This is a genomic window from Nocardia sp. NPDC005746 (genome assembly GCF_040630785.1).
Lineage (GTDB): Bacteria > Actinomycetota > Actinomycetes > Mycobacteriales > Mycobacteriaceae > Nocardia.
In genome coordinates this window covers 32381-56741 of sequence record NZ_JBEXYE010000002.1, presented here as the reverse complement: position 1 = coordinate 56741, position 24361 = coordinate 32381, and the positions used below count along the sequence as shown (strand labels likewise).

Here is a 24361-nt window from a genome sequence, read left to right as displayed (position 1 = left end):
CGCAACGTAGCGTTGCATTCGAGTCGGGAGGACGCCATGACGACAACACCGATCCTGCTGGTCCACGGCATTCGATTGAGCTCCGCCTGCTGGGGGCAGGTCAGCGAACACCTCACCCCGCGGCACCCGGTGCTGGCCATCGATCTGCCCGGGCACGGCCGCCGCCGCGGCGAGCGATTCACGCTGCCGGGCGCGATCGAGGCCGTGCGCGCGGGGATCGATCAACTCGGCGGCGAGGCGGTGGTCGTGGGCCATTCACTGGGCGGCCAGGTCTCGGTCGCGGCCGCCGCGGCCCACCCCGAGCGGGTGACCGGCCTGGTCGTGGCGGGCGCGAGCGTGACTCCGAGCCGGGCCCTCGCGACCCCGTTCCTGCTCATGCACCGCGTCCTGACCGCCCGCGCCGACGGCGGAAAGGCCTTCAGCGAGCAGGTCTTCGAGCGGGTGCTGCCGCCCCGGGTCGCCGCCGACATCGCACGCGGCGGCATCGCGACCGAGGCCATTCCCGAGGTGATGGCGGCCCTCACCGCATTCGATCCGCTCGCCGCGCTGGCCGAGTATCGCGGGCCCGTGCGCCTGATCAACGGCGGCCACGACCACTTCCGCCTCGGCGAACAGCGCTTCCTGCACGCCGCCCCCGCCGCCAGGCTGCTGGTCGTGCCGCGTTCAGGGCACTATCTCCCGCTCACCCACGGTGCGGCCTTCGCCGACCTGGTCGCCGATTTCGCCGCGTCCCGGGACCTCGTGCGCCTGGGAGCGTCCGGCGCCCATACCGGATAGGCTGCGGGCGTGGACAACCCGTTCGGGCCCGTGGGCACCGCGAACTACGTCAACCTGACCACCTACAAGAAGGACGGCACCGCGGTGGCGACGCCGCTGTGGGCCGCGCTCGACGGCGGCCGCCTCTACGTGTGGACGGTCACCGACAGCTGGAAGGTCAAGCGCATCCGGCGCAATCCCGACGTGACGCTGCAACCGTGCGATGTGCGCGGCAAGACGCACGGCGAGATCGTCAAGGGGCGCGCGACGGTGCTCGACGACGCGGGCAGCGACCGCGTGCGGGATCTCATCAAGCGCAAGTACGGGATCCTGGGCTGGCTGACCATCATGGGAAGCAAGCTGCGCCGCGGCAACGCGGGCACCATCGGCATCGAGATCCTTCCGGCATAAGCGAATTCACGCCACGTCGCCGTACCGACCGGTCCGGCGACGTGGTTTCGCGCTATCTGCTTCCGGATCGGTCGATCACGGCTGGTCGTTCGCGATGATCGCGCCGACCAAACCGCCCACACCGCAACCGATCACGGCGCCGACCAGGAAGAACCAGACGCCGATCACAGCCCCGACCACACAGCCGATGAGCGCCCCGGCGACGATCGATCCGGCATTGGCCACGGTCTGCAACGCGACGACATCACCGTTGGGTGCGGCGACATCGGCCGGATTCGCCGGTCGCACCGTCAATTCGGTGGCGTCGGCGTTCACCTCGGGGACGACGGTGAGGGTGCGGTCGGCGGCCTGGTAGACCAGCGGCAGCGCCGCGAGGGTCTCCCCCGCGGGCGCGATGATGTTCACCGCGCCGCCGGCGAGCTCGAAATGGCCCGAGGCCAGCGTGGTGGTGACCGCGCTGCGGTCCTGGGCCAGGGAGATGGAGTAGTCGACACCCCGGTCCACCCCGCTGATTCCCGGTGCCGCGACAGCGGGTTCGCCGTGGGCGGTCACCGTGGCCACGCACAGCGCGGCGACGGACAGCAGAGCGGTAGCGGCGATCTTGGCGATTCTCATGATGGTTCCCTACGCCGAGGGACCGATTCACCGCATGACCGAGTAGACGTCCGTACCATCATGGGACGCCGTGAGACACGACTCGGACGCACACACCCGGACCGCTGCGAATCGGGGATTCCCCACTTCGAATTATTCGGTCCGGCAATATGACTCGCATATCACCGGAGGCCCCGCCGCTTCCCCGAGCCCGACGCCGGGTCCGGTTCTCATACTCCTCTTACGAACCGGCGGTGGGAACCCCCCTGCACCGGGATTGTCCGCCGCTGTCCTGCGGGCCACCCCGGTCCGGGTACGCGAAATCGCCTACTCCAGTTCGCCTTCGGTCTCCAGGTAGACCTGCCGCAGCCGATCCAGCGTGGCGGGGTCGGGCTGCTCCCACAGCTTCCGCTCCGCCGCCTCCAGCAGACGTTCCGCGATCCCGTGCAGCGCCCAGGGATTGGACTGCTCCATGAACTTGCGGTTGGTCTCGTCGAAAACGTAGGACTCGGCCAGCTTTTCGTACATCCAGTCGGCGACCACATTGGTGGTGGCGTCGTAACCGAACAGATAGTCGACGGTGGCGGCCATCTCGAAGGCGCCCTTGTAGCCGTGCCGGCGCATGGCCTCGATCCAGCGCGGATTCACCACGCGCGCCCGGAACACCCGGGTGGTCTCCTCCGACAGGGTGCGGGTGCGGACCGCGTCCGGGCGGGTGCTGTCGCCGATGTACGCCTCGGGGTTCGAGCCGGTGAACGCGCGCACCGCGGCCACCATGCCGCCGTGGTACTGGAAGTAGTCGTCGGAGTCGGCGATATCGTGTTCACGGGTGTCGGTGTTCTTGGCCGCCACCGCGATTCGCTTGTACGCGGTCCGCATGTCGTCGGCGGCGGGCGCGCCGTCGAGGTCGCGACCGTAGGCGAAGCCGCCCCACGCGGTGTACACCCGGGCCAGGTCATCGTCGGTGCGCCAGCTCTTGGAGTCGATGAGCTGCAGCAGGCCCGCGCCGTAGGTGCCGGGCTTGGAGCCGAAAATGCGTGTGGTGGCGCGGCGTTCGTCACCGTGCTCGGCCAGGTCGGCCTGGGCGTGGACGCGCACGTAGTTCCGGTCGGCGGGCTCGTCGAGTCCGGCGGCCAGTCGCACCGCGTCGTCGAGCAGGGCCAGCACGTGCGGGAAGGCGTCGCGGAAGAAGCCGCTGATCCGCACGGTCACGTCGATGCGCGGACGGCCCAGCTCCTCGAGGGTGATGGCTTCCAGGCGGGTGACACGGCGGCTGGCCTCGTCCCACACCGGCCGCACGCCCAGCAGCGCGAACACCTCGGCGATATCGTCGCCGGAGGTGCGCATGGCCGAGGTGCCCCACACCGACAGGCCCACCGATCGCGGGTACTCGCCGTGGTCGGCCAGGTAGCGGGCCAGCAGCGAATCCGCCATGGCCTGACCGGTTTCCCAGGCCAGCCGCGACGGCACCGCCTTCGGGTCGACCGAGTAGAAGTTGCGGCCGGTGGGCAGCACGTTGATCAGACCGCGCAGCGGCGAGCCACTCGGTCCGGCCGGAATGAAACCGCCATTCAGCGCGTGCAGGATGCGAGCCACCTCGACACCGGTCTGTCGCAGTCGCGGCACCACCTCGGTGGCGGCGAAGCCCAGCACCCGGCGCGTCTCCGCCAGGCGCCCGGGGACGTCGGTGAGGCCCGCGGCCGCGGCCGCCTCCCCGCCGAACACGCCCGCGGTCACCGCGTCGATGGAGTCGACGTCCCAGTCGACTTCCTGCATGCCCGAGACCAGTTCGCGCGCCAACTGCTCGAAGGCGTCCACCCGGTCGCGCTTCTCGTCACCGGATTCGCTGAGCCCCAGCGCTTCTCGCAGGCCCGGCACATTGACCTCGCCGCCCCACAGTTGGCGGGCGCGCAGCATGGCCAGCACCAGGTCGACCTCGGCCTCCCCCGCCGGGGCCTGGCCGAGCACGTGCAGGCCGTCACGGATCTGCACGTCCTTGATCTCGCACAGCCAGCCGTCGACGTGCAGCAGCATGTCGTCGAAGACCTCTTCGTCCGGGCGTTCGGTGAGCCCGAGGTCGTGGTCCATCTTGGCCGCGCGCATGAGCGTCCAGATCTGCTGGCGGATGGCGGGCAGCTTGGCCGGGTCGAGCGCGGAGATATTGGCGTGCTCGTCGAGCAACTGCTCGAGCCGTGAGATGTCGCCGTAGGTCTCGGCGCGCGCCATCGGCGGGATCAGGTGGTCGACCAGGGTGGCGTGGGCGCGGCGCTTGGCCTGGGTGCCCTCGCCCGGGTCGTTGACCAGGAACGGGTAGATCAGCGGCAGATCGCCGAGGGCGGCATCGGTGCCGCAGGAGGCGGACATGCCGAGGGTCTTGCCGGGCAGCCACTCCAGGTTGCCGTGCTTGCCCAGGTGCACCACGGCGTCGGCGGCGAAGCCCTCCGCGGCGGCCAGCCAGCGGTACGCGGCCAGGTAGTGGTGGCTCGGCGGCAGGTCCGGATCGTGGTAGATGGCGACCGGGTTCTCGCCGAAACCGCGCGGCGGCTGCACGATCAGCACCACATTGCCGAAACGCAAGGCGGCGATGACGATCTCGCCCTTCGGGTCGGCGGAGCGGTCCACGTACAGCTCACCCGGCGGCGGGCCCCACGCCTCGACGACCGCCTCGCGCAGATCCTCCGGCAGCGTCTCGAACCAGCGGGTGTAGAGGTCGGCGCCGATGCGAATCGGGTTGCCCTCCAGCTGTTCCTGGCTCAGCCAGTCCGGGTCCTGCCCGCCCGCCGCGATGAGCGCGTGGATCAGGGCGTCACCGTCCGCGCCCTCCAGACCCGGGATCTCACCGGGCGCGCCGAGGTCGTATCCGGCCTCGCGCATCTCGGTGAGCAGCCGGATGGCGCTGGCGGGAGTGTCCAGACCGACGGCATTGCCGATGCGGGCGTGCTTGGTCGGGTACGCCGACAGCACGATCGCGACCTTCTTGCGCTCGGCCGGAATGTGGCGCAGCCGCGCGTAGCGCACCGCGATACCCGCCACCCGGGCCGCGCGCTCGGCGTCGGGCACGTACGACGACAGCCCGTCCGCGTCGAACTCCTTGAACGAGAACGGGACCGTGATGATGCGACCGTCGAACTCCGGCACCGCCACCTGGGTGGCGACATCCAGCGGCGACAGGCCGTCGTCATTGGCCTCCCACTGCTCGCGGCCGCTGGTCAGGCACAGGCCCTGCAGGATCGGCACATCCAGGTCCGCGAGCGCGCCCACGTCCCAGGCCTCGTCGTCGCCGCCGGCCGAGGCGGTCGCGGGCTTGGTGCCGCCCGCCGCGAGCACGGTCACCACCAGAGCATCGGCCGTGCCGAGCGTGGCGAGCAGCTCCGGCTCCGCGGTGCGCAGCGAGGCGCAGTAGATCGGCAGCGCGCGAGCGCCCTTGGCCTCGATGGCGGTGCACAGCGCGTCGATGTAGGCGGTGTTCCCGGCCAGGTGCTGGGCGCGGTAGTAGACCACGGCCACGGTCGGCGCGTCGTCCGGGACTGGGCAGGCGTGCCGTTCCAGCTCACCCCAGCTCGGCATCTCGACCGGCGGCTCGAACCCCTCGCCGGTGAGCAGCACCGTGTCGGACAGGAAGTTGTGCAGCTGCAGCAGGTTTCGCGGGCCGCCCGCGGCCAGGTAGTTGTGGGCGTCGGCGGCGACACCGCCGGGCACGGTCGAGCACTCCATCAGCTCGGCGTCGGGCGCGATCTCACCGCCGAGGGCGACCACCGGAATTCCGCTGGCGCGCACCGTCTCGAGGCCCTCCTCCCAGGCCCGCTTCCCGCCCAGCACGCGCACGATCACCAGCGACACACCGTTCAGCAGGACCGGCAGGTCCTCCGGCAGCAGCCGGGCCGGATTGGCCAGCCGGTAGGCGGCGCCGCTGGCGCGCGCGCTCAGCAGATCGGTGTCGGAGGTGGACAGCAACAGGATCAAGGGTCTCGGCCTTCCTAGGGTGACGCGCCCAGCACGGTTCGGCGCTCGCCGGGAAGGTCTGACTGTCACAGTGGCGCGACCGCACCGGAATTGCACCGGCTTTCTTCCGTTCGACGAGCTCGCCGATGCTATCGCGCCGCCGTCGCGGGCCCGATATCGCGCCCGTGTCGCCGCCCGTGGGCACCGATCACAGTGCGGCCAATCCTGGCTCGCACCCCTGCGGAACCGACCGGTCGGCGCGTACGCTGCCGGTATGCCACTCACTCCAGGATGGGTCAGGCGGAACCGCTTTGCTGCCTGGTCGGGATACTTTTGCGTACTGGTTGCCTTCGCGACGCTGGCCATGGCTCTCACGGCCGCCGGCTCCGGTCACTCGCAGTGGGCGCTCATCGCCGGGATCATCTGCGCGGCGACCATCCTGTTCGGCCTCACGGTCATGAGCACCACCGTGCACCGCGATCACGCCGACCACCACAACGTCCCCAGCCTGCTCAACGACACCTGGGAAACCACACCCGCCTTCGCCCGCCGCCGCGGGGCGCCGGCGGCCATCGAACCGCACCGTGCGGGCTGAACCGCCCGGCGAATCGATCGATCCGGCAACCAGACTCCGAGACTCCCCCGTCGCGGAGTCTTCTTTTGTCTTCATCCCGCCACACCGGAACACATATTTAGATTGCAATATCTCCAAATGCAGATAGTCAGAGATGGGAACCCGACCCCGGGCGGCCGTGCCCGGTCTCGGCGTCCTCCGTACGCTGGGTGGCGTCATGACGCGAACCGATCCCGACTCCTGCCCGGGCGTGCTGCGCCTGCACGAAGCAGCCGACGGTCCCCTCGCCCGTATCCGGGTGCCCGGCGGACTCCTCTCCCCCACCCAGCTCCAGGCCCTCGCGGAAGCGGCCGCCGACCTCGGCGACGGGAACATCGAGCTCACGTCACGCGGGAACATCCAATTCCGGCAGGTCCGCGACGCGGCCGCGCTCACCGAGCGGCTCACCGCGGCCGGACTGCTGCCCAGCGCCACCCACGAACGGGTGCGCAACATCATCGCCTCGCCGCTGTCGGGACGCGTCGGCGGCTGGACCGATGTACATCCCCTGGTTCCGACTCTCGACGAAGGACTGCGCGCACAGCCGCGCTACGCCGAGCTGCCCGGCCGGGTCCTGTTCACCCTCGACGACGGCCGCGGCGATGTCAGCGGCCTGGGCGGCGACATCGGCGTGCACGCGCTCGACGAGCACACCTACGCACTCCTGTTGGCGGGCAGGGACTCCGGCCTCCGCCTGCCCGCCGACGCCGCGGTCGACCACATGCTCGCCGCCGCCGACGGCTTCCTCGACCTCCGCGACGGCCACTGGCGTCTGCACGAGATCCCCGACGGCGCGGCCCGGCTGACCGACCGCCTCCGCGCCGCCCACCCCGACCTCGACGTCGCCACCGACCTCCTGGAACCGCCCGGCCCCCAGGACATTCCGATCGGTTGGATGACCCAGTCCGACGGCCGGGTGGCCCTCGGCGCGGGCGTGCGCCTCGGCTCCCTCCCCGCCCGCACCGCCGAATTCCTCGCCGCCGTCGAATGCCCGATCATCGTCACCCCGTGGCGCAGCCTGATCCTCGCCGACCTCGACGAATGGCCCGCCGAACAGGTGGTCCGAGTCCTGGCCCCCATGGGCCTGATCTTCGACGCCGCCTCCCCGTGGCTCCAGGTCAGCGCCTGCGCCGGCATGCCCGGCTGCGCCAAGTCCCGCACCGATGTCCGCGCCGACGTCGCCGAGGCCGTCGACTCCGGCCGCGTACTCCCCACGGGCGCACCGGGATTCGCTCGCGAAGGTCTCGACGCCGCCGACGTGGTGGTCGCCGGCCGCCAGCACTGGTCCGGCTGCGACCGCCGCTGCGGCCGCCCGAAGGGCGCGGTCACCGACGTCATCGCCACCACCGACGGCTACCGCATCATCCCCGCGGACTAGCCAAGGAACCGAACCGCCCGGATCGGGCGGTGTGAGTGAGATGCCTCGTCCTCTCGTCGCGGCACCGCGGAACTCGAGGCGGCCGTGCGCCGATGGCTGTTCTCCTGACGGCGGGACATCCGGCAGTTCGGTGCGCGCTCAGACAGTGACCTCGACGATGTCGCGGATCCGGAAGCGGCCACCGGTGATCTCGATCGTCTGACGGGCGACGAGGGCCGCGTCGTCGCGGTCGTAGCGGTAGCCGATCTCGCGGGAGTCGGGGACGACGGCGAGACGGGCACGGCCGCCGAGGCATTCGGCGCGGGCGGCGGTCGCCTCGGTCAGGGCCGTGCAGGCGTCGGTGTCGTCGGTGGTGGGCGGGTGGGCCTGCTCGGCGCTCAGGATCGGGACGGTGGTGTCGGAGATCGAGCAGAGTTGGCCGGTCGGATCGAGGGTCATGGTGAGCTGGCCGTCACCGCCCGCGACAGCGGGGACGCCGTTGTGGAGCTGGCGGTAGTGCAGGGTGTAGTCGGCCACCGCCGCCGCCACCGTGTCGCCGTCGCGGCTCGCGCCCGCGTGGAAGGTGGCCGACATTCCGGCCAGGGCCAGGTCGTGGCCGAGGTCCAGTTCTCGCAGGGCCAGGTCGGCGAGGTCGCGAATCTCTTCGGGTGTGCGGCCGTTGGCGGTGCGGTCCGGCTCGGCGTAGAACGCCTGGTAGGCGCCGTCGGGGTGCATGACCAGCCGGGGTTCGAATTCGGCTCGCGCGCAGGACTCCTCGGTAACCGGGGACGCGGACTCGGCGAGCAGGCCGCGGAGACCGTGCCGTTCCCCCAGGGCGGCCGCGGTGTCGGCCTCGGCGCTGCGGCGGGCCAGGCGCAGTGACATCGGTTGGCGTGGAAGGGGAATGCTCAGGTCGACTTCGAGGGGGAATTGACCCGCCCAGCGCCACCAGTACCAGTCGTCGGAGACCGCGCCGCCATGGAACAGCCGCTCGTTCCAGAGCCGGTCCTGCGCTTCACGGTCGGTGGCGCCGCAGGCGGCGGAGGACACCCGGTGATTGTTGTGGAAGATCGACAGTGCCGCGTCCTGCCACGCCTGGCTGAACGATTTGCCGGTGTTCCATTCCTTGAAGAACCGTGTCCCCTGCTGGTCGGTGTCGAAGGTGAGGCTGTCGAATCCGAACAGCATCCGCGCGCCCCGGTTCGGCGTGTGCCAGGTGCGGTAGGGGCTGTGTCCGAAGTTGGTGCGCAGCGATTCGCAGCCGTGCAGGAACAGGTAGCGCAGGCGCTGGTCGCCGAAGCCCATCCGGTCGGATTCGGCGTAGATGGTGTTGTCCCAGGTGCGGCCCATCGAGGTCAGGTACACGCCATTGCTCATGGTGGTGCTGTGCGCGTAGTGGTAGAAGACCCGCACCGAGTCCATGCCGAGGCTGTCCTGCCAGTTGTCGTACTCCTGGTCGTACCGCCATTCGCGCACATCGTCGTCCTTGGCGTGGAAGTTGACGCCGTTGAACTTCGCGACGTAGTCGAGGAAGCCGCTCACGCACGCGTGCGGGTAGGTCAACGTGGCATCTTTCGGATAGACCTGCACCGACGCGCCGCCGTACATGTTGTCGGACATTGACGAATGGTCACCGATGCCGGGCGCACGGGCACGGGTACCGGACTACTCGATTTCCCCGCCGACCCGCCCCAGGGCTGGTAGATGCTCGAGATCTGCCCCCCTTCAGCAGACCGCCGGCACACACCAGCCCCGGGCGCGTCCCCTGCTCGGGCGCGGTTTCGTCGAGCAGCTGAGCGAAGGCCTGACGCCGCCCGCGGGCCTCGCTGACCGCGAGCGGCGTTCCCGGTCGTCGACGTCGGCGCCATCGACCGGAGCTTCGGCCAAAGACTATGTGCGCGTATAGATTCTGTTCCACCGGATTCGCGACGAGCCGCGTCCGGATTTGCGACGGAAGAAGGGGGCGCCGGTGTCCGAACTCGTCGTGGTGAGCGATACGACAACGGAGTTGTCGAAGCATGACAGGCCTGGATACTGGCGTGAGCAGGTGTCGGCGAACCAGGGCGGGGCACGGGTCGACTTCGCCGATTGGCCGAACTTCCATGGCGCACTGCGGGTTCAACGTCTGGCGAGCTATCGGCTCGGCGACTTCCAGAATGTCGCCTTCGAATCGACTGGAATCTCGTACGAGCGCACCATTGCCGACATCGATGCCGATGGCGACCGCAGCGCTCGGCTGCTCGTCGCCCGTAGTGGACCCCTCGACATCGAGCAGCACGGCACTCGGGTGTCGTTGCGACCCGGGCAGATGGGTGTGGTCGATTGGGGGCAACGCATGGTGCTCTCCCATGCCGACCATGTGCGGGCTTGGATCCTCAATATCCCCGCCGACGCGCTGCGGCTTCCCGAAGCCCCGGTCAGCCGCTCGTTTCTGGCGCTCGACACCCATGACCCCTTGCTCGGTTCCGTGCTCGCGCTGACCGAGCAACTCTCCCGTCACGGCGACGCCATGACACCCAGCCAGTTCCTGAGAATCAGCACGCATTGGACAGGCTTGCTCGCCGGCGCCCTCGACGAACGCCGAGCCCCGGAAGACACGAAATTCGCGGCCATTTCCCGGGATGCGCGTGTGTACATTCAACGATGTTCGGATGATCCGCGACTCACCGTGGACGCGGTGGCCGAACATCTCGGCATCACCCGGCGCCAACTCGAGCGGGCGATGCGCGATTTCGGTACATCACCTCACAGCTACCTGCTCGCGACCCGCCTCGACCGTGCCGCGAAACGGTTGGCCGATCCTCGGAACGCCGGTTACACGATCGCGGATATCGCCTACGACAGCGGATTTGTCGCTTTGTCCGTCTTCACCAAGGGCTGCCGCGACAGATTCGGCGTTCCGCCCGGCCGGCTACGGAGCAGATCGACCTGACCGCGGCCGCTGGGGTGCCGTTGGTCCGGGGTTCGGACCTGGTGAACGGCCAGCGGCCAGGCTCGCGGGCGGGCCTGGCCGCTGGCACCTAGGTCAGGGTCGTCACCGATCGTGGCAGCGAGTTTCCCAGGCAGCGGGCAGATCGTCGGAAAGGACCGGTGCCGCCAGAATTTCATCGTCGAAACCGAAAGCGTCCAGCAACGCGGGGAGGTGCTCGGCCAGGGTGTCGATGGCCATGCGGAGTCGCTGTTTGATGGTGTCGACCGCGGCGATGTCGAGCAGTCCGTGGGTGAGGTACCAGACGGCGTGCTGATCGAGGTAGTTCAGCGCGAAGACATCACGCACGGCGGCGATCTCGGGGTGATCGGCGAATCGGTGGAGCACCTGGAGGGCTTCTTCGGCCGAGAAGGCCTCTGCGAGGGCGAGCGCTTCGGGAATGACCGCCAAGCGCCCCTCGAGCCCGGGCGTCGTCAGATATTGCTGGGTCTCTTCCACGATCGTCAAGGTCCGGGCGCTGAACAGGCTCAGACGGTCGGCTTGATCGGCGGGATCGTGCAGAACGACTTCGGGTACCGGCTTTCCGGCCAGGTGTTTGGCCAGGACGCGACCGGCCACGGAACCGAGGACGTGGCAATCGCCCTCGCCGGTGATGGCCGCGTGGCAGACCCCGAGGTAGTCGGCCACCCGATTGGCGCTGAACATTCCCTGGGCGCCCATCCGAATTCTGGCGTGGGTCACCGTGTCCAGGGCGTGCAGCTGGATGAAGTGCTTGGCCAGCATCACCGAGACGACCGTGTCACGGCTGGTGAGGTCGGCGTTGGCGAGCGACGTTTTCACCGTGTTGCCGTAGAGCGTGCGAGCGATGGTGCCGGCCAGGTCGGTGAGCAGGGTGTCGCGCACGTGCGGCAGCTCGACCATGTACGGGGTGTCGGAGGGGGTCAGCGGCACCACCCGTTTGGCGGCGTACCGCAGCGCGATGTAGAGCGAGGCCCGCGCGGCGGCGTTGAGGCAGGACGCGAGCGCGAGCCGGCCGACCGTGAGCTGACTGATCGCCGAGGCGAACGACCTCTTCCGGCTGTCCTCGTCGCGCCAGGTCAGCACACCCCGGTCGTCGATGGTGGCGAGGTCGTTGCTCAGCCAGGCGCTGCGATCGACCTTCAGTTTGTCGAACGCGATGACGGAGTTGTCCATGATGACCAGCGGTTGATGGTCGAGCTGGGTGATGGTCACACCGGGCGCGGGGGCGCCGTCGGGTCCTCGTAGTCGTGCCGCGAACAGATGCACGCCGTGATCGACGCCCGCGGCGTCGATGAAGCGGGCACCGACCACGCAGACGCGGGACACGGGGATGCCGACGCTGGGCATGAACTTGCGGGCCCGCGGGTTCGGGGTGTCGATGACGAACCCGTCGCCGTCCCAGGTCGCGCGGGTCTGCATGAACTGGATGTTGGACCCGCACCCGTATTCGGTCAGCAGCATGACCCCGACGCTCGAGCCGTTGTCGAGGTCCTGCAGATACGGTGCGGCCGAATCGGAATCGGTCAGGGTGGACAGGCTGCCCGAGGCCAGGTTGTAGTGCCCGGAGATCAGCGGGATCAGATCCGTCGCCAGCACCGCCGACCAGTCGAAGACGGCGAAGAGTCGCGGCAAGTCGGTGGCGATGTCGCGGGTGCTGCCGACCTCCTCGACCAGGTTGTGCAGCTGGTCGTAGGCGTTCTGGCGGCGCTGCTCCTGGCTCTGGGCCTCGGTGACGAAGTAGGCCGGGTTGTTCAGGATCTTCTGCAAGTGCTGGTCGAACTCGAGGCTGCCGTGGCGGAGAACTCCGGCCAAGGGGGTCTGCTCATGCTGCATGGATCCTTCTCCTACTCATTCAATCGATCCCGTCGGCAACTGGTCCGCCGAGGGCATAGGAGGCAATCGCGGCGCTCGGGCGCACCGGTACCCGGCGTTGCTGCGTGATTACGCGGGCACCGTGACGGGTCCGGAACAGTGAGCCGGGCGATTACCTGTCAGAAGTTCGACGCACCACTCACCTTCACGCGACATCCAGCGATGTGGGCTGGGGAAGGTTCGGGAGGCCACGCGTGCCCGACCGGATCACGGTGTTGCGCGGGAGAGAGATTCGCGTGAGCAGGCCGGTAGCAGGACACGGCTGCTGAACCACGGTCGCGACCAGGGCCGCTCGCGTGATTCGTTGCCACAGTGCCATGTTCGGCCCGAAAGTCACGAATTGTAGTGTTACACAGATTGTCTGAATGTTCGCAGTGAACCATCACAGTGTGTCGTGAACAGGCACGCCGCGAGCGCGGTCCGCACGGTGCGCAGGTCGATGCCGGACAGGGCGTCGGTCACGGCTTGGCGGTAGCGCGCGTGTTCGTGTCCGCTGGTGCGGATGGCATCGGGCCGGTACTCGACCATCGGCATGAGGATATCGGCGGGCACCCGGTCGCACCGGCGGTCACGTGGTCCGGGAGCCGAGGCGCACCGGCAACGAGCTGCCGGAACCGACGGACACGCTCGGTCGTCGGCCCCCGAGGTCGCCGGGAAGGTCCGGTCCCTCCCGATCCGCGGCGATGGGGTGAGCACCACGGTCGCGGCTGATCGGCGCGGCGGCGAGCCGGTCGGGAGAACGCGGGACAACAACCCCCGCCAGGTGGCGGACTACTCGATTCCACTGCCGACCCACGCGCGCGGACGGGCCCGACCGGTCCGGGACGGGTGCGGGGTGCACGCGGCGGGGTTGCTGGTGCACAGTGGGTTATCCGCGCTGCGACGACCATCGGATGCTGGAGGCGGCCATGACCATCGCGAAGCTCAGCGATCAGGAGATCCTGGCGATGTCCGATGAGGAGCGTCGCGAGCTGATCCGGCGGTTGCAGCCGCCGCCGGAGCGGGTGCTGCCGCGCCCGGAGGTGGTGCGGCTGCACCGGCGGGTGCGGCTGGCGCTCATGGTCGGCGGCTGTCTGGGGCTGATTCCGTGGATCGTGTACCTGGGGTTCTCGCTGCCGGCGGAATATCACGCCCGCAATTGGTCGCTGGCGTGGATCGGGTTCGACATCGTGCTCGTGCTGATGATGGCGACCACCGCTTATCTGGGCTGGAAGCGGCGGGTGGTGTTGCTGCTCCCGGCGTTCGGCACCGGCATCCTGCTGGTGGTGGACGCCTGGTTCGACATCGTCACCGCGGACGCCGGGGATTTCTGGCTGTCACTGGGCACGGCGATCATCGGCGAGATCCCGTTGGCGGCGTTGCAGATAACCGGTGCGATCATGCTGCTGCGCTTCCTGATCCTGGCTCACCCGCTGAACGATCCGCGGGTCAGTCCGTTCCGGACGCGACTGCCGTTCTGACCGAGTGCCACTCCATGGTGCAGCACTTGACGCTGCCGCCGGACTTGAGCAGCTCCGACATGTCGATCCCGACCGGTTCGTAGCCGCGGGCCCGCAATTGCGCGGCCAGGTCGACGGCCTTGTCGCTCAGGAACACGTGGTACCCGTCGCAGACCCCGTTGAGGCCCAGCACATTCGCGTCGGCCTCGGTGGCGAGAATCGCGTCCGGGTACAGGCTCGCGAGCAGCCGCGCGCTGGGTCCGCTGAAGGCGGCCGGATAGTAGGCGATGGTGTCGTCGAGGACCATGAGCGCGGTGTCGAGGTGGTAGAAGCGCGGATCCACCAGATCCAGTGAGACGACCGGCAATCCGAAGTACTCCGCCACCTCCTGATGCGCGCCGCGGGCGCTGCGGAACCCGGTCCCGGCGAGGATGCGGTCGGGCGCGATGGCGAAATCGCCCTCGCCCTCGTTGGTTTCGCGGGCGCGCGCCACGCTCGTGAAGCACTGGGCGGCCATCCAGTCGTGGTAGGCCGGGCCTTCCTGCGCACGTTCGGGATTGGCGAAGCGGGCCGAGAGCGCCCGCTCCCCGATGGCCAGTCCCCCATTGGCGGCGAACACCATGTCGGGCAGCCCCGCCACCGGTTCGATGACGTCGACCCGGTGTCCGTGCCCCTCGTAGGCGCCGCGCAGCGCGTCCCACTGGGCCAGGGCGAGCCCCCGGTTCACGGGGTCGGCGGTGTCCATCCACGGATTGATGGCGTAGGTGACGTCGAAGTGGTCGGGGCGGCACATGAGGTAGCGGCGGGGCACGGGCCGGCGGGCGGCGGGATCGCGGGCGGGCAGCGTGGCTACGGACGTCAACGGGACTCCCTCGGAAGCGGCGCGGACGGATCTGACACGAAGATAAGTGGCGTACCGTTGCGTCAGGAATAGCGAAACGTTGCGTTGATCAACCCACGAACAGCGATTCGTTGCGTCCGAATGACGCGTGGGCATCATCGCGCCCGATATGCCCGGATCCTTGCGAAGGAGCGACCGTGGACGATCTCGACCGCCGGATCCTGGCCCACCTGCTGGAGAACGCGCGCGCCTCGTTCCAGGACATCGGCGCGGTCATCGGTCTGTCCGCCCCCGCGGTCAAACGCCGCGTCGACAAACTGGTCGCGGCGGGCCAGATCACCGGTTTCACCGCCGTCGTGAACCCGGCCGCCCTGGGCTGGCGCACCGAGGCGTATGTCGAGGTCTTCTACCGCGACAACATCTCCCCCGCCGAACTACGCCGCGGCCTCGAACCGATTCCCCAGGTCGTCGGCGTGTGGACCATCGCCGGTGAGGCCGACGCACTGGTCCACGTGATGGCCACCGACATGGCCGAGATCGAGGCCACCGTCGAACGCATCCGCGAGAACGCCCGCGTCGGGCGCACCCGCAGCAATATCGTCATGTCCCGCCTGCTCGAACGCCCCCGCACCTGACCCGGCCGGGCCCGAAAGCACCGGCCGCGCCCGCTGCGGACCGTCCACTGTGGCCGGGCGCACTACCCGGCCAGCACCGCCCCGGCGGCGAAATCTAGGGTGGAGGCCATGTCCGACGTGCGTGCCAGCTACCTCAAAGACGGGGCCGAGATCTATCGGCGCTCGTTCGCGACCATCCGGGCCGAGGCCGATCTGACCCGGTTCCCGGCGGACGTGTCACAGGTGGTGGTGCGCATGATCCACGCCTGCGGGCAGGTGGACCTGGCGGGCGACGTCGAGTTCAGCACCGATGTGGTGGCCAAGGCGCGGGCCGCGCTGCGGTCGGGCGCGCCGATCCTGTGCGACGCCAAGATGGTCGCCTCCGGCGTCACCCGCAAGCGGCTGCCCGCCGACAACGACGTGCTGTGCCTGCTCGACGACCCGCGCGTACCCGACCTGGCCGCGCGGATGGACAACACCAGATCGGCTGCGGCCCTGGAGCTCTGGAGCGACCGCCTCGACGGCGCGGTGGTGGCCGTCGGCAATGCGCCGACCGCGCTGTTCCACCTGCTCGACATGATCGACGCGGGCGCGCCCCGCCCCGCCGCGGTGCTCGGCATCCCGGTCGGGTTCATCGGGGCCGCGGAATCCAAGGAGGCGCTGGCCGAATACGGCGGCGTCGAATTCCTGACCGTGCGAGGCCGGCGCGGCGGCAGCGCCATCACCGCCGCCGCCCTCAATGCGATTGCGAGCGAACAAGAATGAGCAAGCTCTGGGGTGTCGGGCTCGGACCCGGCGATCCGGAACTGGTGACGGTCAAGGCCGCCCGGGTGATCGGCGAGGCCGACGTCATCGCCTTCCACAGCGCCCGGCACGGGCGCAGCATCTCGCGCGCCATCGCCGCCCCCTATATGCGCGAAGGTCAGCTCGAGGAGCACCTGATCTACCCGGTCACCACCGAGACCACCGACCACCCCGGCGGCTACCAGGGCGCGATCGACGAGTTCTACGAGTCCGCCGCCGCCCGCCTGGCCGAGCACCTCGCGGCGGGCCGCACCGTCGCGCTGCTCGCCGCCGGTGACCCGCTGTTCTACAGCTCGTTCCAGCACATGCACCGCCGCCTGGCCGACCGGTTCGACACCGAGATCATCCCCGGCGTCACCTCGGTCAGCGCCGCCTCCGCCGCCCTGGGCACCCCCTTGGTGGAGGAGAAGCAGGTTCTCACCGTGCTGCCGGGCACGCTGCCGCCCGAGGAGCTGACCCGCCGCCTGCGCGAGACCGACGCCGCCGCGATCATGAAGCTCGGCCGCACCTACCCCGGTGTGCGCCGCGCCCTCGCCGACTCCGGCCGCCTCGACGACGCCTATTACGTCGAGCGCGCCAGCTCCGACCGGCAGCGCGTGCTGCGCGCGGCCGACGTCGACGAGTCGAGCGTCCCGTACTTCGCGATCACGGTGGTTCCGGGACCCACCCCGCAGACCCGCATCACCCTGACCGAATCAGCCGCGCGGGACGGCTCGGAATCGGTTGCGGCGGTAGCGACTCCGACCGGTGCGCCGGCGGCAGCGACTCCGACCGGCGTCTCGAGCGCGGTTCCCATCGAAGCAGATCCGGCATCCTCGGTGACGCGGCAGGACCAGGTCGGCGAGGTCGTCGTCATCGGACTGGGACCGGGCGACGAGGCCTGGACCACGCCGGAGGTGTCTCGGGCGCTGGCCGAGGCGACCGACATCGTCGGCTACACCACCTACGTGAACCGCGTGCCGGTGCGGCCGGGTCAGCGGCGCCACGCCAGTGACAATCGCGTCGAATCCGAGCGCGCCGGAATGGCTTTGGACATGGCCAAGCAGGGCGCGAAGGTCGTGGTGGTGTCGTCCGGGGATCCCGGCGTGTTCGCCATGGCGGCGGCGGTGATCGAGGAGTCGGCGGATCCGCAGTGGCGCGAGGTGCCCGTGCGGGTGCTGCCCGGAGTGACCGCCGCGAGCGCGGTGGCGAGCCGGCTGGGCGCGCCCCTGGGCCACGATTTCGCGATGATCTCGCTCTCGGATCGCCTCAAGCCGTGGGAGACGGTGGCGCAACGGATCTCGGCGGTGGCCTCGGCGGATATGGCGTTCGCCGTCTACAACCCGGCGTCGTCGCAGCGCACCTGGCAGGTGGCGGCCATGCGGGATCTGGTGCTCGAGCACCGCAAGCCGGAGACGCCGGTGGTGATCGGCCGCGATGTGGGCGGCCCGACGGAGTCGGTGCGGGTGGTGACGCTGGGTGAGCTGGATCCCGCCGTGGTGGACATGCGCACGCTGCTGATCGTGGGCGCGTCCACGACCACGGTGTTCGAGGCGGCCGGCGGTCCGCGCGTGTTCACCTCGCGTCGCTACGAGGCCTGAACGCCCGGCCCCGTAATATTCCTATGTAGAACGTAGGCTGTGGAAGGAGTGCCGGTGCCAGAAGATCACGCTCGACGCCCGCTCAACTCGACGGCCGCGTCCCTACTCGGATTCCTGCACCAGGGCGAGATGTCCGGGTGGGATCTGGTGGCGCTGGCCCAGGACCGCATCGGCGACTTCTGGACCATCACCCAGAGCCAGGTGTACCGCGAGCTCGCCACCATGCACGGCCTCGGCCTGGTCGAGAAGGGCGCCTCGGGCGCCCGCGACCGCACGCCGTACCGGATCACCGAGGACGGCCGGGAGGCCTTCGCCGAGTGGATCGCCCGCGATCCGGGCGCGGAGACCATCCGGGTGCCGCTACTGCTGACCCTGTCCTTCGGGGAATTCGTGGACGCCGCCCGCCTGGAACGCATCGTCGCCGCCAACCGCACCGTCCACGAACAGCGGCTCTCGGGCTACCTGTCCGGTCAGGACGAGCAGCGGATGTCGCCCTACGAGCGGGCCACACTGGATTTCGGCATCCGCTACGAACGCGCCGTCCTGGAATGGTTCGACCGCCTGCCGGAGCTGTTGGACCGCACCAGCCGCCTGTCCTGACCGGATCGCCGCCCGGCCGATGCCGCTACGCTTCGTCGCGCCGGGCGAGCAGCCAATCCCACGCTGCCGCAACGGTTTCCACCTGCTCCGCGCCCGCGGGCAGCGGCGGCCGGTCGATCATCACGACCGCCAGCCCCAGTTCCCGGGCCGCGGTCAGCTTGGCCTCGGTGAGCGCGCCCCCGCTGTCCTTGGTCACCAGGACGTCGATGCGCCGTTCGACGAGCAATGCGATCTCGTCCTCGACGCTGAAAGGTCCGCGGGCGAGCAGCAATTCGTGATGCGCGGGCACCGCGCCCTCGGGTGGGTCGATCGCCCGGATCAGGAACCACTCGTCGGAGTGCTCGAAGGCGGCCACACCCTGGCGGCCGATGGTCAGAAATACCCGTTTACCCAGCGCCGCAGCGGCTTCCGCCGCCAATTCCAGATCCGGCACCCGCACCCACCGGTCCCCGCACCGCTCGATCCACCCCGGCCGCCGCACATGCAGCACCGGCAGTCCGAGCGCCGCCGCCGCGACCGCCGCATTGGCGGTGATCCGGCCCGCGAACGGATGGGTGGCGTCCACCACGGCCTCGATGCCGTTGCCGGACAGCCACTCCCGCAACCCCTCGGCACCCCCGAATCCGCCCACCCGCACCGCGCCGACCGGGAGGACGGGTGCGCGCACCCGCCCGGCGAGCGAGGACACGATCTCGAATCCCCGCTCGCCGGACGCGATGTCGGCGAGTTCCCGGGCTTCCCGGGTGCCGCCGAGGATCAGCGTTCTCAGGGCTGCCCGCTGAAGTAGGCCGACCCGGAATCGATCAGCGGCTGCCCGCCGACGACCAGCAGCCCGATGATCGCGCCCGGGATCGCGCCGATCCCGAACAGGAACGCGCCGAGGATGCCGCCGATGATCCCGCCCAGCGCCGCGTGCTGCAGCTGCCCGAAGAAGTCACCCTGCGAGTCGATGTCCTTGGCGGTGGCCAGCGGCGCCGACACCGAGGTCAGCGTCAGCTGGGTGCCGGTGGTGTCGATGGCCGCGGTCAGCCCGTACTGCTTGCCGGCCAGGGTGCCGGTCAGCGGCACCTGGGTGACGACGTCCCCGGCCTGGTTCTTCAGGAACACCGTCTTGCCGGTGGCGTCCAGGCTGAACTGTCCGCCGGTGACCTTGGTGACGATGTCGTTGGCATCGCTGACCACGACGTCGTAGCCGACGCCCTGCTGGGTGCCGTGCAGCGGCGACGCGGCCTGCTCCACGACCGGAGCCTGGTCGAGCGGAACGGCGTATCCGGTGCCCGCGGCAATGCCGGTCGCGGCCGCGGCGACGAATGCGGTAGCCACGAACTTTGTGTACTTCATCGATCTCCTAATAGAGCAACATCCGAATCCGATAACCCTCGGATTCCAGGTCGTAACCCTACCGTTGACGTAGTGATGTTTCAGTTTGGATGGCTCAGGGAGGACACGGATTCCGCTGTCATACATCTTTGTCCATCACCCCGAGAAGGTATCCCGCCTGGTCAGCGAAGTGCCCTATTCCAAACCCCACACCACTCTGATGTCCCAATTGCGCACTCGCCCGGCGCTTGTCGCCCGTCTTGCCCGCGGTATGGATTGCTAGCGCGCTTCGAAGGTCGCCCCGGGTCGACCACTCCCCCGCAGAATCGGAAAGATCTCCGCTGACCACCACCCCCGCACCGGTAGCGGCGCCGGCGGGGTCACTAATTGCGCGCGTTCCGCGGGAGGAGTATCCCTCTGCCGACTGGCGCACCCTCCCACCGGCCGGTCGAATGCACTTCGGGTCCCTGCCAATGGATGCCCATTCGACCGGATCCTCGAAGTCGACCGCACCCTGTGCGTCACTTGCGCTTCAGCCTTCGGCGGACCGACATGACGCCTCCTGTCTCCGAGCAGCTGAGACAAGACCGACCGATGGATTTGGCATCGATGCTGACATCGCGTCCGGTGAGCATGGCGGTTACGGGAATCTCCAGCTTCTTCCCTGTTCGGGTGTGGGGGATGCCCGGGGCCTCGATCACCCCGTCGGGAACGTGCCTCGGGGACAACCTGATTCGTATCCTGTCCTGGATTCCGTTCACGAGTTCGTCGGTGAGCTCGGCGCCCGGTATGAGGGTGAGGAACATCGGCATCCAATAGTTCGCGTCCGGTCCGTCGACGCCGACGACCATCGCCTCGGCGATCTCGGGTATCGCCTCGACCACATCGTAGATGTCGGCGGACCCCATCCGGATCCCGTTGCGGTTCACCGTGGCATCGCTGCGACCTCCGCGGTCGGGGAGATCGAATTCGGCACACCGCACGTTCCAGGGGCGTCACACCACGAAGACGGGAAACCTGTCGTCCCGAGGCCGCGGCTGAAACTGCACACGCACCGGCCCCTCCGCGGGCGGCACCTCACCCTCGAGGGAGGCGTAGACCCACGGCCCCTCGTCGAGCTCCACGATCGCGACCGTCAACGGCACCAACCCACCACGCGCACCGGCGCGATCCACCACCCGCCACGACACGACCGACCCGACGCCGGACGACGGCACGCACTCCAGGTCGTCCGACGAACACGAGGAACATCCGGCGGTCATCGGCGCGAACAACCTGTCACAGGTCACGCATCTGCGGATCATCAAGATCTCTTCCGCGACCATGCCGGCGTCATGAGAGCTGTGCTGAAGGGTGGGTGCAGACATCGGTTCCTCCGCTCGAGGGTTGCCAACGGGACACCTCTCAGCCTCGTCGCCGGTGGGCACGACCACGACGGTCGAACTACCCCCGACATACCTATTTCTCCTACGCCTGCTACCCGCTACCCGACGCACCACTGCGCCCGAAGGACGTGAGAACGAGCTTCGAGTCGTCTGCTGAACCCGGCGCCCTCCGAAGGCCACGCCGAAGGGACAACAGGCCCTTGACGGCAGTCGTTAGGCCTGTTTGTCTCCCATTCGATCAGTAACTGACGTTGGCAGGGCCTGAGTTCCATGCGTCCGAGGCCGACTCGAGCACCCGAAAAGTGGTGCGACCGTGGCCAGCAGCCCCGAGATCGACCGGGCCGAGGACTTCACCGCGGCTGGATGCCCCCGCTCGAGCGGGTCGTTCTCCCACTTCTTCGACCGCGCCCTCTACACGGGCTGGTCCGCACTTCGCCCGTCCGCCGGTATCTCGGCGCCCGCATAGGGGTTCTTCGCGACAAGTTCGACAGCATCACCTCGAGTTAATTCCCGCCACCCAAGGCCGGATCCTTGCTGAAGATGCCGAACAGTCACACCTTCGTGATGCTCCGGAATCTCGCACCTCCGGCGATAAGCGCGGAGAATTGGGTCGCTTCATCCCATTGATCAGCACCGGCTGGATATGAGGAGGTAGCTCTATGACCACGGCACGCGAGATCATGAGGCCCGGCGCCCAGTGGATATCGCAGGATCAGACCGTCGCCGACGCGGCCCAGGTGATGGCCGAGCTCGACGTCGGATCGGTGGTTGTCGCCGATGACAACGAACGAATGGTCGGCATCATCACCGACCGCGACATCGCGGTGAAATGCGTTGCCCGGGGATTGTCTCCCGAGGCCACCCGAGCCAGCGAGCTGTGCGAGGCCACACCACGCTGGGTGGCCGCTGACGCCGACGTCTCCGAGGTGCTCGGGTCGATGGAGAGCCACCGGGTCAAGCGGATGCCGGTGATCGACGGGCGCAAGCGGATGGTCGGCATGATCAGCGAAGCCGATCTGGCCAGGCACCTCGACGAACACACACTCGGGGAGTTCGTCACCGCCATCTACGGAAGAGCGTGAGCCCCACCTCCAGACATGGGGCTTGGAGGAGGTGTGACCTGAGACCGGCCATCTGCGCCGGGAGCCGGCAGAGTGCCCGATCACCGAGTTGTGGTTGCCCTCGGCAACCTAGGCAGCCGTCCATCCTCGATGGAATTCGTTGGGCAACTTGGCAGTCGAGCACCTGACGGCGTGTCACCCGATGGGCCCGGGCGCTACGGATGAATGGGCGCCCGGGCCCAGCCGCCCAGACGTATCACGTGGCGACGGGCGGCTCGTCGGCGTGATGCATGATCGCGTCCCACCACGATTCGAGCCGGCTCGGATCCGGCCAGCGCACCACCGGCGCGTCATCGTCGGAACCGCGGGTGATGGTGGGTGGTGTCCGGTGCCGGCGTCCGGCCCGCCGAGCGGGGCCGTCACCGTGTGATTCGTGTGGAGCTGCTGTCATGGCGTACCTCCGAATCCGTGCCCGACGCCGGTCTCACCGGGCGGGCTGGATTCTCAACTCGCGGCGGCGGTGTACGCCGAGGTCGACCACGCGCGAGGAATGCCACGAGGGCCCGAAAGGCAATTGCCGAGGGGTCTGCGCCACCGCGGAGGGGCCGACCTGCCCCAGGGTAGGCGTTCAAGGTCAATGACAGGCTACGGTCGGCCCAATTCCCCGAGAACTGTCACGCGGACAGGGTGGAAGGGGACGTGCGGGCGGACCCTGCGGACGGATGGCCTGCCCGAGGGCACCCTCGAAGCACCCAGCCTGGCGCTCACCGCGCTCGCTGTGCCGCGCCGGTGATATTGCGAACCATGCCGCCGAAGATCAGGGCGTGGAACGGGGCGATGGCATGCCAGTAGAGGTGCCCGGCCAGGCCGTGGGGTTCGAACAGGGCGCGCTGACGGTAGTGGGCGCCGCCACCGGAGGCCGGGGAGACCGACAGTTCCAACCAGGCGCGGCCCGGGACCCGCATCTCCGCGCGCAGCAGGATTCGGCGGCCGCGCTCGAGGCGTTCGACCCGCCACCAATCCAGGGCGTCGCCTTCGCGCAGCCGGTGCGGATGGCGGCGGCCTCGACGCAGCCCGGCACCGCCCATCAGGCGGTCGATCCAGCCGCGCAGCGCCCAGGCGGGCGGGAAGGAGTACCAGCCGTTGGCGCCGCCGATCGCCTCCAGCACCGACCACACCGCTTCCGGGTCTGCAGCCGTATCCTGTTCTCGCACATCGCAATACATCGAGCCGCCGGACCATTCCGGGTCGGTGGGCAGCGGATTGGCCGGGGCGTGCGGCGGATTCGCGTCCGACCAGCGGGTGGGCACGTCCAGCGCTCGGACCCGCTGCAACGCCAGGGCCACCGCGCGGCGATACGGCGTCGGCCCGCCGGGTGGGTCGGCGATGACCGTGGCGATCCGGTGATCGGCGCAGATCACGTCGTTGACCAGTGATTCCATCAGCGGTACGGCGATCGCCCGCGGCACCGGGGTCACCAGATTCACCCACTGCGCCGACAGCCAGGGTGTGAGCACCGGGACCGGCACGATCAACCGGCGGGGCAGCTCGGCGACGGCCGCGTAGCCGCGCATCATGCCGAGGTAGGTGAGCACGTCGGGGCCGCCGATGTCGAACGCGTCGTTCACGTCGCCCGCCAGACCCGCGGCGGCGACGAGGTAGTAGAGCACGTCGCGCACCGCGATGGGCTGGATGCGGTTGCGCACCCAGCGCGGCGTCACCATGACCGGCAGGCGTTCGGTGAGATAGCGCAGCATCTCGAAACTCGCGGAGCCGGAACCGATGATGACGGCGGCGCGCAACACCACCGCGGGCGTCGCCGCCCGCACCAGGATCTCACCGACTTCGGCGCGCGACGCCAGATGACGTGACAGTTCCTGATCGGCGGGCGTGATGCCGCCCAGGTAGACGATCCGCCGCAGTCCCGCACGGTCCGCCGCCGCCGCGACCGTGCACGCCGCTTTCCGATCGACATGCTCGAAATCGGTGCGCGCCAACGAATGCACCAGGTAGTAGAGAACATCCTGCCCGGCCAGGGCGCCGCGCACGTCGTCGGGGCGGGTCACGTCGCCGCGCACCACGTCCACCCGATCCCGCCAGGGCACGTCGTCGAGTTTGCCGACGTCGCGGGCCAGGACGCGCACGCTGTGCCCGGCCGCCAGCAGTTCCGGCACCAGGCGGCCACCGATATAGCCGGTGGCCCCGAACACCACACACCGCAC

General features: G+C 69.2%; 23 protein-coding genes and 1 pseudogene. 12 read left to right on the top strand and 12 right to left on the bottom strand.

Annotated features, from left to right (window positions below):
• The first annotated feature begins 36 nt into the window (after positions 1 to 36).
• Together ABZ412_RS04075 and ABZ412_RS04070 are read left to right on the top strand one after the other, a co-directional pair.
• Positions 37 to 777 (top strand): alpha/beta hydrolase, encoded by a 741-nt coding sequence (locus ABZ412_RS04075; protein WP_357276092.1) that lies wholly within the window; start codon positions 37 to 39, stop codon positions 775 to 777.
• 9 nt (positions 778 to 786) lie between these two features.
• The gene (locus tag ABZ412_RS04070) at positions 787 to 1167 is read left to right on the top strand and encodes a PPOX class F420-dependent oxidoreductase (protein ID WP_357276091.1); all 381 of its coding nucleotides are present in this window, start codon (positions 787 to 789) and stop codon (positions 1165 to 1167) included.
• Positions 1168 to 1242: 75 nt separating this feature from the next.
• Here the strand turns inward: ABZ412_RS04070 and ABZ412_RS04065 are convergent, their stop codons facing one another.
• The gene (locus ABZ412_RS04065; RefSeq protein WP_357276089.1) at positions 1243 to 1782 is read right to left on the bottom strand and encodes a hypothetical protein; all 540 of its coding nucleotides are present in this window, start codon (positions 1780 to 1782) and stop codon (positions 1243 to 1245) included.
• Positions 1783 to 2088: 306 nt separating this feature from the next.
• Entirely contained in the window at positions 2089 to 5724 is a 3636-nt protein-coding gene (gene cobN / locus ABZ412_RS04060; protein ID WP_357276087.1) for a cobaltochelatase subunit CobN, read from the bottom strand.
• Positions 5725 to 6067: 343 nt separating this feature from the next.
• On the opposite strand from cobN, the gene ABZ412_RS04055 reads away from it, so the two are divergent.
• Entirely contained in the window at positions 6068 to 6298 is a 231-nt protein-coding gene (locus ABZ412_RS04055) for a hypothetical protein (protein WP_357276085.1), read from the top strand.
• Between the two features lie 196 nt (positions 6299 to 6494).
• Entirely contained in the window at positions 6495 to 7694 is a 1200-nt protein-coding gene (gene cobG, locus ABZ412_RS04050; protein ID WP_357276083.1) for a precorrin-3B synthase, read from the top strand.
• A gap of 138 nt (positions 7695 to 7832) precedes the next feature.
• On the opposite strand, the gene ABZ412_RS04045 is transcribed toward cobG, so the two are convergent.
• Positions 7833 to 9293 (bottom strand): DUF6345 domain-containing protein, encoded by a 1461-nt coding sequence (locus ABZ412_RS04045; protein ID WP_357276081.1) that lies wholly within the window; start codon positions 9291 to 9293, stop codon positions 7833 to 7835.
• Between the two features lie 349 nt (positions 9294 to 9642).
• On the opposite strand from ABZ412_RS04045, the gene ABZ412_RS04040 reads away from it, so the two are divergent.
• Complete coding sequence (locus ABZ412_RS04040) at positions 9643 to 10605, top strand: AraC family transcriptional regulator (protein WP_357276079.1); 963 nt, start codon at positions 9643 to 9645, stop codon at positions 10603 to 10605.
• A 102-nt stretch (positions 10606 to 10707) separates the two neighbouring features.
• On the opposite strand, the gene ABZ412_RS04035 is transcribed toward ABZ412_RS04040, so the two are convergent.
• Together ABZ412_RS04035 and ABZ412_RS04030 are read right to left on the bottom strand one after the other, a co-directional pair.
• Positions 10708 to 12456 carry an acyl-CoA dehydrogenase gene (locus tag ABZ412_RS04035; RefSeq protein WP_357276077.1) on the bottom strand — a complete coding sequence of 583 codons (1749 nt, stop codon included), beginning with the start codon at positions 12454 to 12456 and terminating at the stop codon, positions 10708 to 10710.
• A 387-nt stretch (positions 12457 to 12843) separates the two neighbouring features.
• Entirely contained in the window at positions 12844 to 13023 is a 180-nt protein-coding gene (locus ABZ412_RS04030; RefSeq protein WP_357276074.1) for a hypothetical protein, read from the bottom strand.
• 380 nt (positions 13024 to 13403) lie between these two features.
• Here ABZ412_RS04030 and ABZ412_RS04025 point away from each other — a divergent pair, with 380 nt between their 5' ends.
• Positions 13404 to 13955, top strand: coding sequence for a hypothetical protein (locus ABZ412_RS04025; RefSeq protein ID WP_357276072.1), 552 nt, complete (start codon positions 13404 to 13406; stop codon positions 13953 to 13955).
• On the opposite strand, the gene ddaH is transcribed toward ABZ412_RS04025, so the two are convergent.
• Positions 13924 to 14796 (bottom strand): dimethylargininase, encoded by an 873-nt coding sequence (ddaH, locus tag ABZ412_RS04020; protein ID WP_357276070.1) that lies wholly within the window; start codon positions 14794 to 14796, stop codon positions 13924 to 13926. The genes ABZ412_RS04025 and ddaH overlap by 32 nt on opposite strands.
• A gap of 176 nt (positions 14797 to 14972) precedes the next feature.
• Here ddaH and ABZ412_RS04015 point away from each other — a divergent pair, with 176 nt between their 5' ends.
• From ABZ412_RS04015 to ABZ412_RS04000, 4 genes are all read left to right on the top strand, one after another.
• Entirely contained in the window at positions 14973 to 15410 is a 438-nt protein-coding gene (locus tag ABZ412_RS04015) for an Lrp/AsnC family transcriptional regulator (RefSeq protein ID WP_357276068.1), read from the top strand.
• Positions 15411 to 15518: 108 nt separating this feature from the next.
• Positions 15519 to 16154: a precorrin-8X methylmutase gene (locus ABZ412_RS04010; protein ID WP_357276065.1), complete on the top strand. Its 636-nt coding sequence runs from the start codon at positions 15519 to 15521 to the stop codon at positions 16152 to 16154.
• The gene (cobJ, locus tag ABZ412_RS04005) at positions 16151 to 17773 is read left to right on the top strand and encodes a precorrin-3B C(17)-methyltransferase (protein WP_357276063.1); all 1623 of its coding nucleotides are present in this window, start codon (positions 16151 to 16153) and stop codon (positions 17771 to 17773) included. Before ABZ412_RS04010 ends, cobJ begins: the two co-directional genes overlap by 4 nt.
• A 54-nt stretch (positions 17774 to 17827) precedes the next feature.
• Positions 17828 to 18373, top strand: coding sequence for a PadR family transcriptional regulator (locus tag ABZ412_RS04000; protein WP_357276060.1), 546 nt, complete (start codon positions 17828 to 17830; stop codon positions 18371 to 18373).
• Positions 18374 to 18398: 25 nt separating this feature from the next.
• Here the strand turns inward: ABZ412_RS04000 and ABZ412_RS03995 are convergent, their stop codons facing one another.
• The 4 genes and pseudogenes from ABZ412_RS03995 to ABZ412_RS03980 form a co-directional block, all read right to left on the bottom strand.
• Complete coding sequence (locus tag ABZ412_RS03995) at positions 18399 to 19142, bottom strand: cobalt-precorrin-6A reductase (RefSeq protein WP_357277112.1); 744 nt, start codon at positions 19140 to 19142, stop codon at positions 18399 to 18401.
• Positions 19139 to 19696 (bottom strand): hypothetical protein, encoded by a 558-nt coding sequence (locus tag ABZ412_RS03990; RefSeq protein ID WP_357276058.1) that lies wholly within the window; start codon positions 19694 to 19696, stop codon positions 19139 to 19141. The genes ABZ412_RS03995 and ABZ412_RS03990 overlap by 4 nt, the downstream gene beginning before the upstream one ends.
• A gap of 529 nt (positions 19697 to 20225) precedes the next feature.
• Positions 20226 to 20640: pseudogene (locus tag ABZ412_RS03985) on the bottom strand (acetoacetate--CoA ligase); the annotation flags it as partial.
• Positions 20641 to 20688: 48 nt separating this feature from the next.
• Positions 20689 to 21060, bottom strand: a complete 372-nt coding sequence (locus tag ABZ412_RS03980) for an OB-fold domain-containing protein (RefSeq protein WP_357276055.1) — start codon at positions 21058 to 21060, stop codon at positions 20689 to 20691.
• A 331-nt stretch (positions 21061 to 21391) separates the two neighbouring features.
• On the opposite strand from ABZ412_RS03980, the gene ABZ412_RS03975 reads away from it, so the two are divergent.
• Complete coding sequence (locus ABZ412_RS03975) at positions 21392 to 21544, top strand: hypothetical protein (protein ID WP_357276052.1); 153 nt, start codon at positions 21392 to 21394, stop codon at positions 21542 to 21544.
• A 193-nt stretch (positions 21545 to 21737) separates the two neighbouring features.
• Entirely contained in the window at positions 21738 to 22160 is a 423-nt protein-coding gene (locus tag ABZ412_RS03970; RefSeq protein WP_357276049.1) for a CBS domain-containing protein, read from the top strand.
• Positions 22161 to 22395: 235 nt separating this feature from the next.
• Here ABZ412_RS03970 and ABZ412_RS03965 read toward each other — a convergent pair whose 3' ends face one another.
• The gene (locus tag ABZ412_RS03965) at positions 22396 to 22590 is read right to left on the bottom strand and encodes a hypothetical protein (protein ID WP_357276047.1); all 195 of its coding nucleotides are present in this window, start codon (positions 22588 to 22590) and stop codon (positions 22396 to 22398) included.
• A 313-nt stretch (positions 22591 to 22903) separates the two neighbouring features.
• Positions 22904 to 24352, bottom strand: a complete 1449-nt coding sequence (locus tag ABZ412_RS03960) for an SDR family oxidoreductase (protein ID WP_357276045.1) — start codon at positions 24350 to 24352, stop codon at positions 22904 to 22906.
• Positions 24353 to 24361 lie beyond the last annotated feature (9 nt).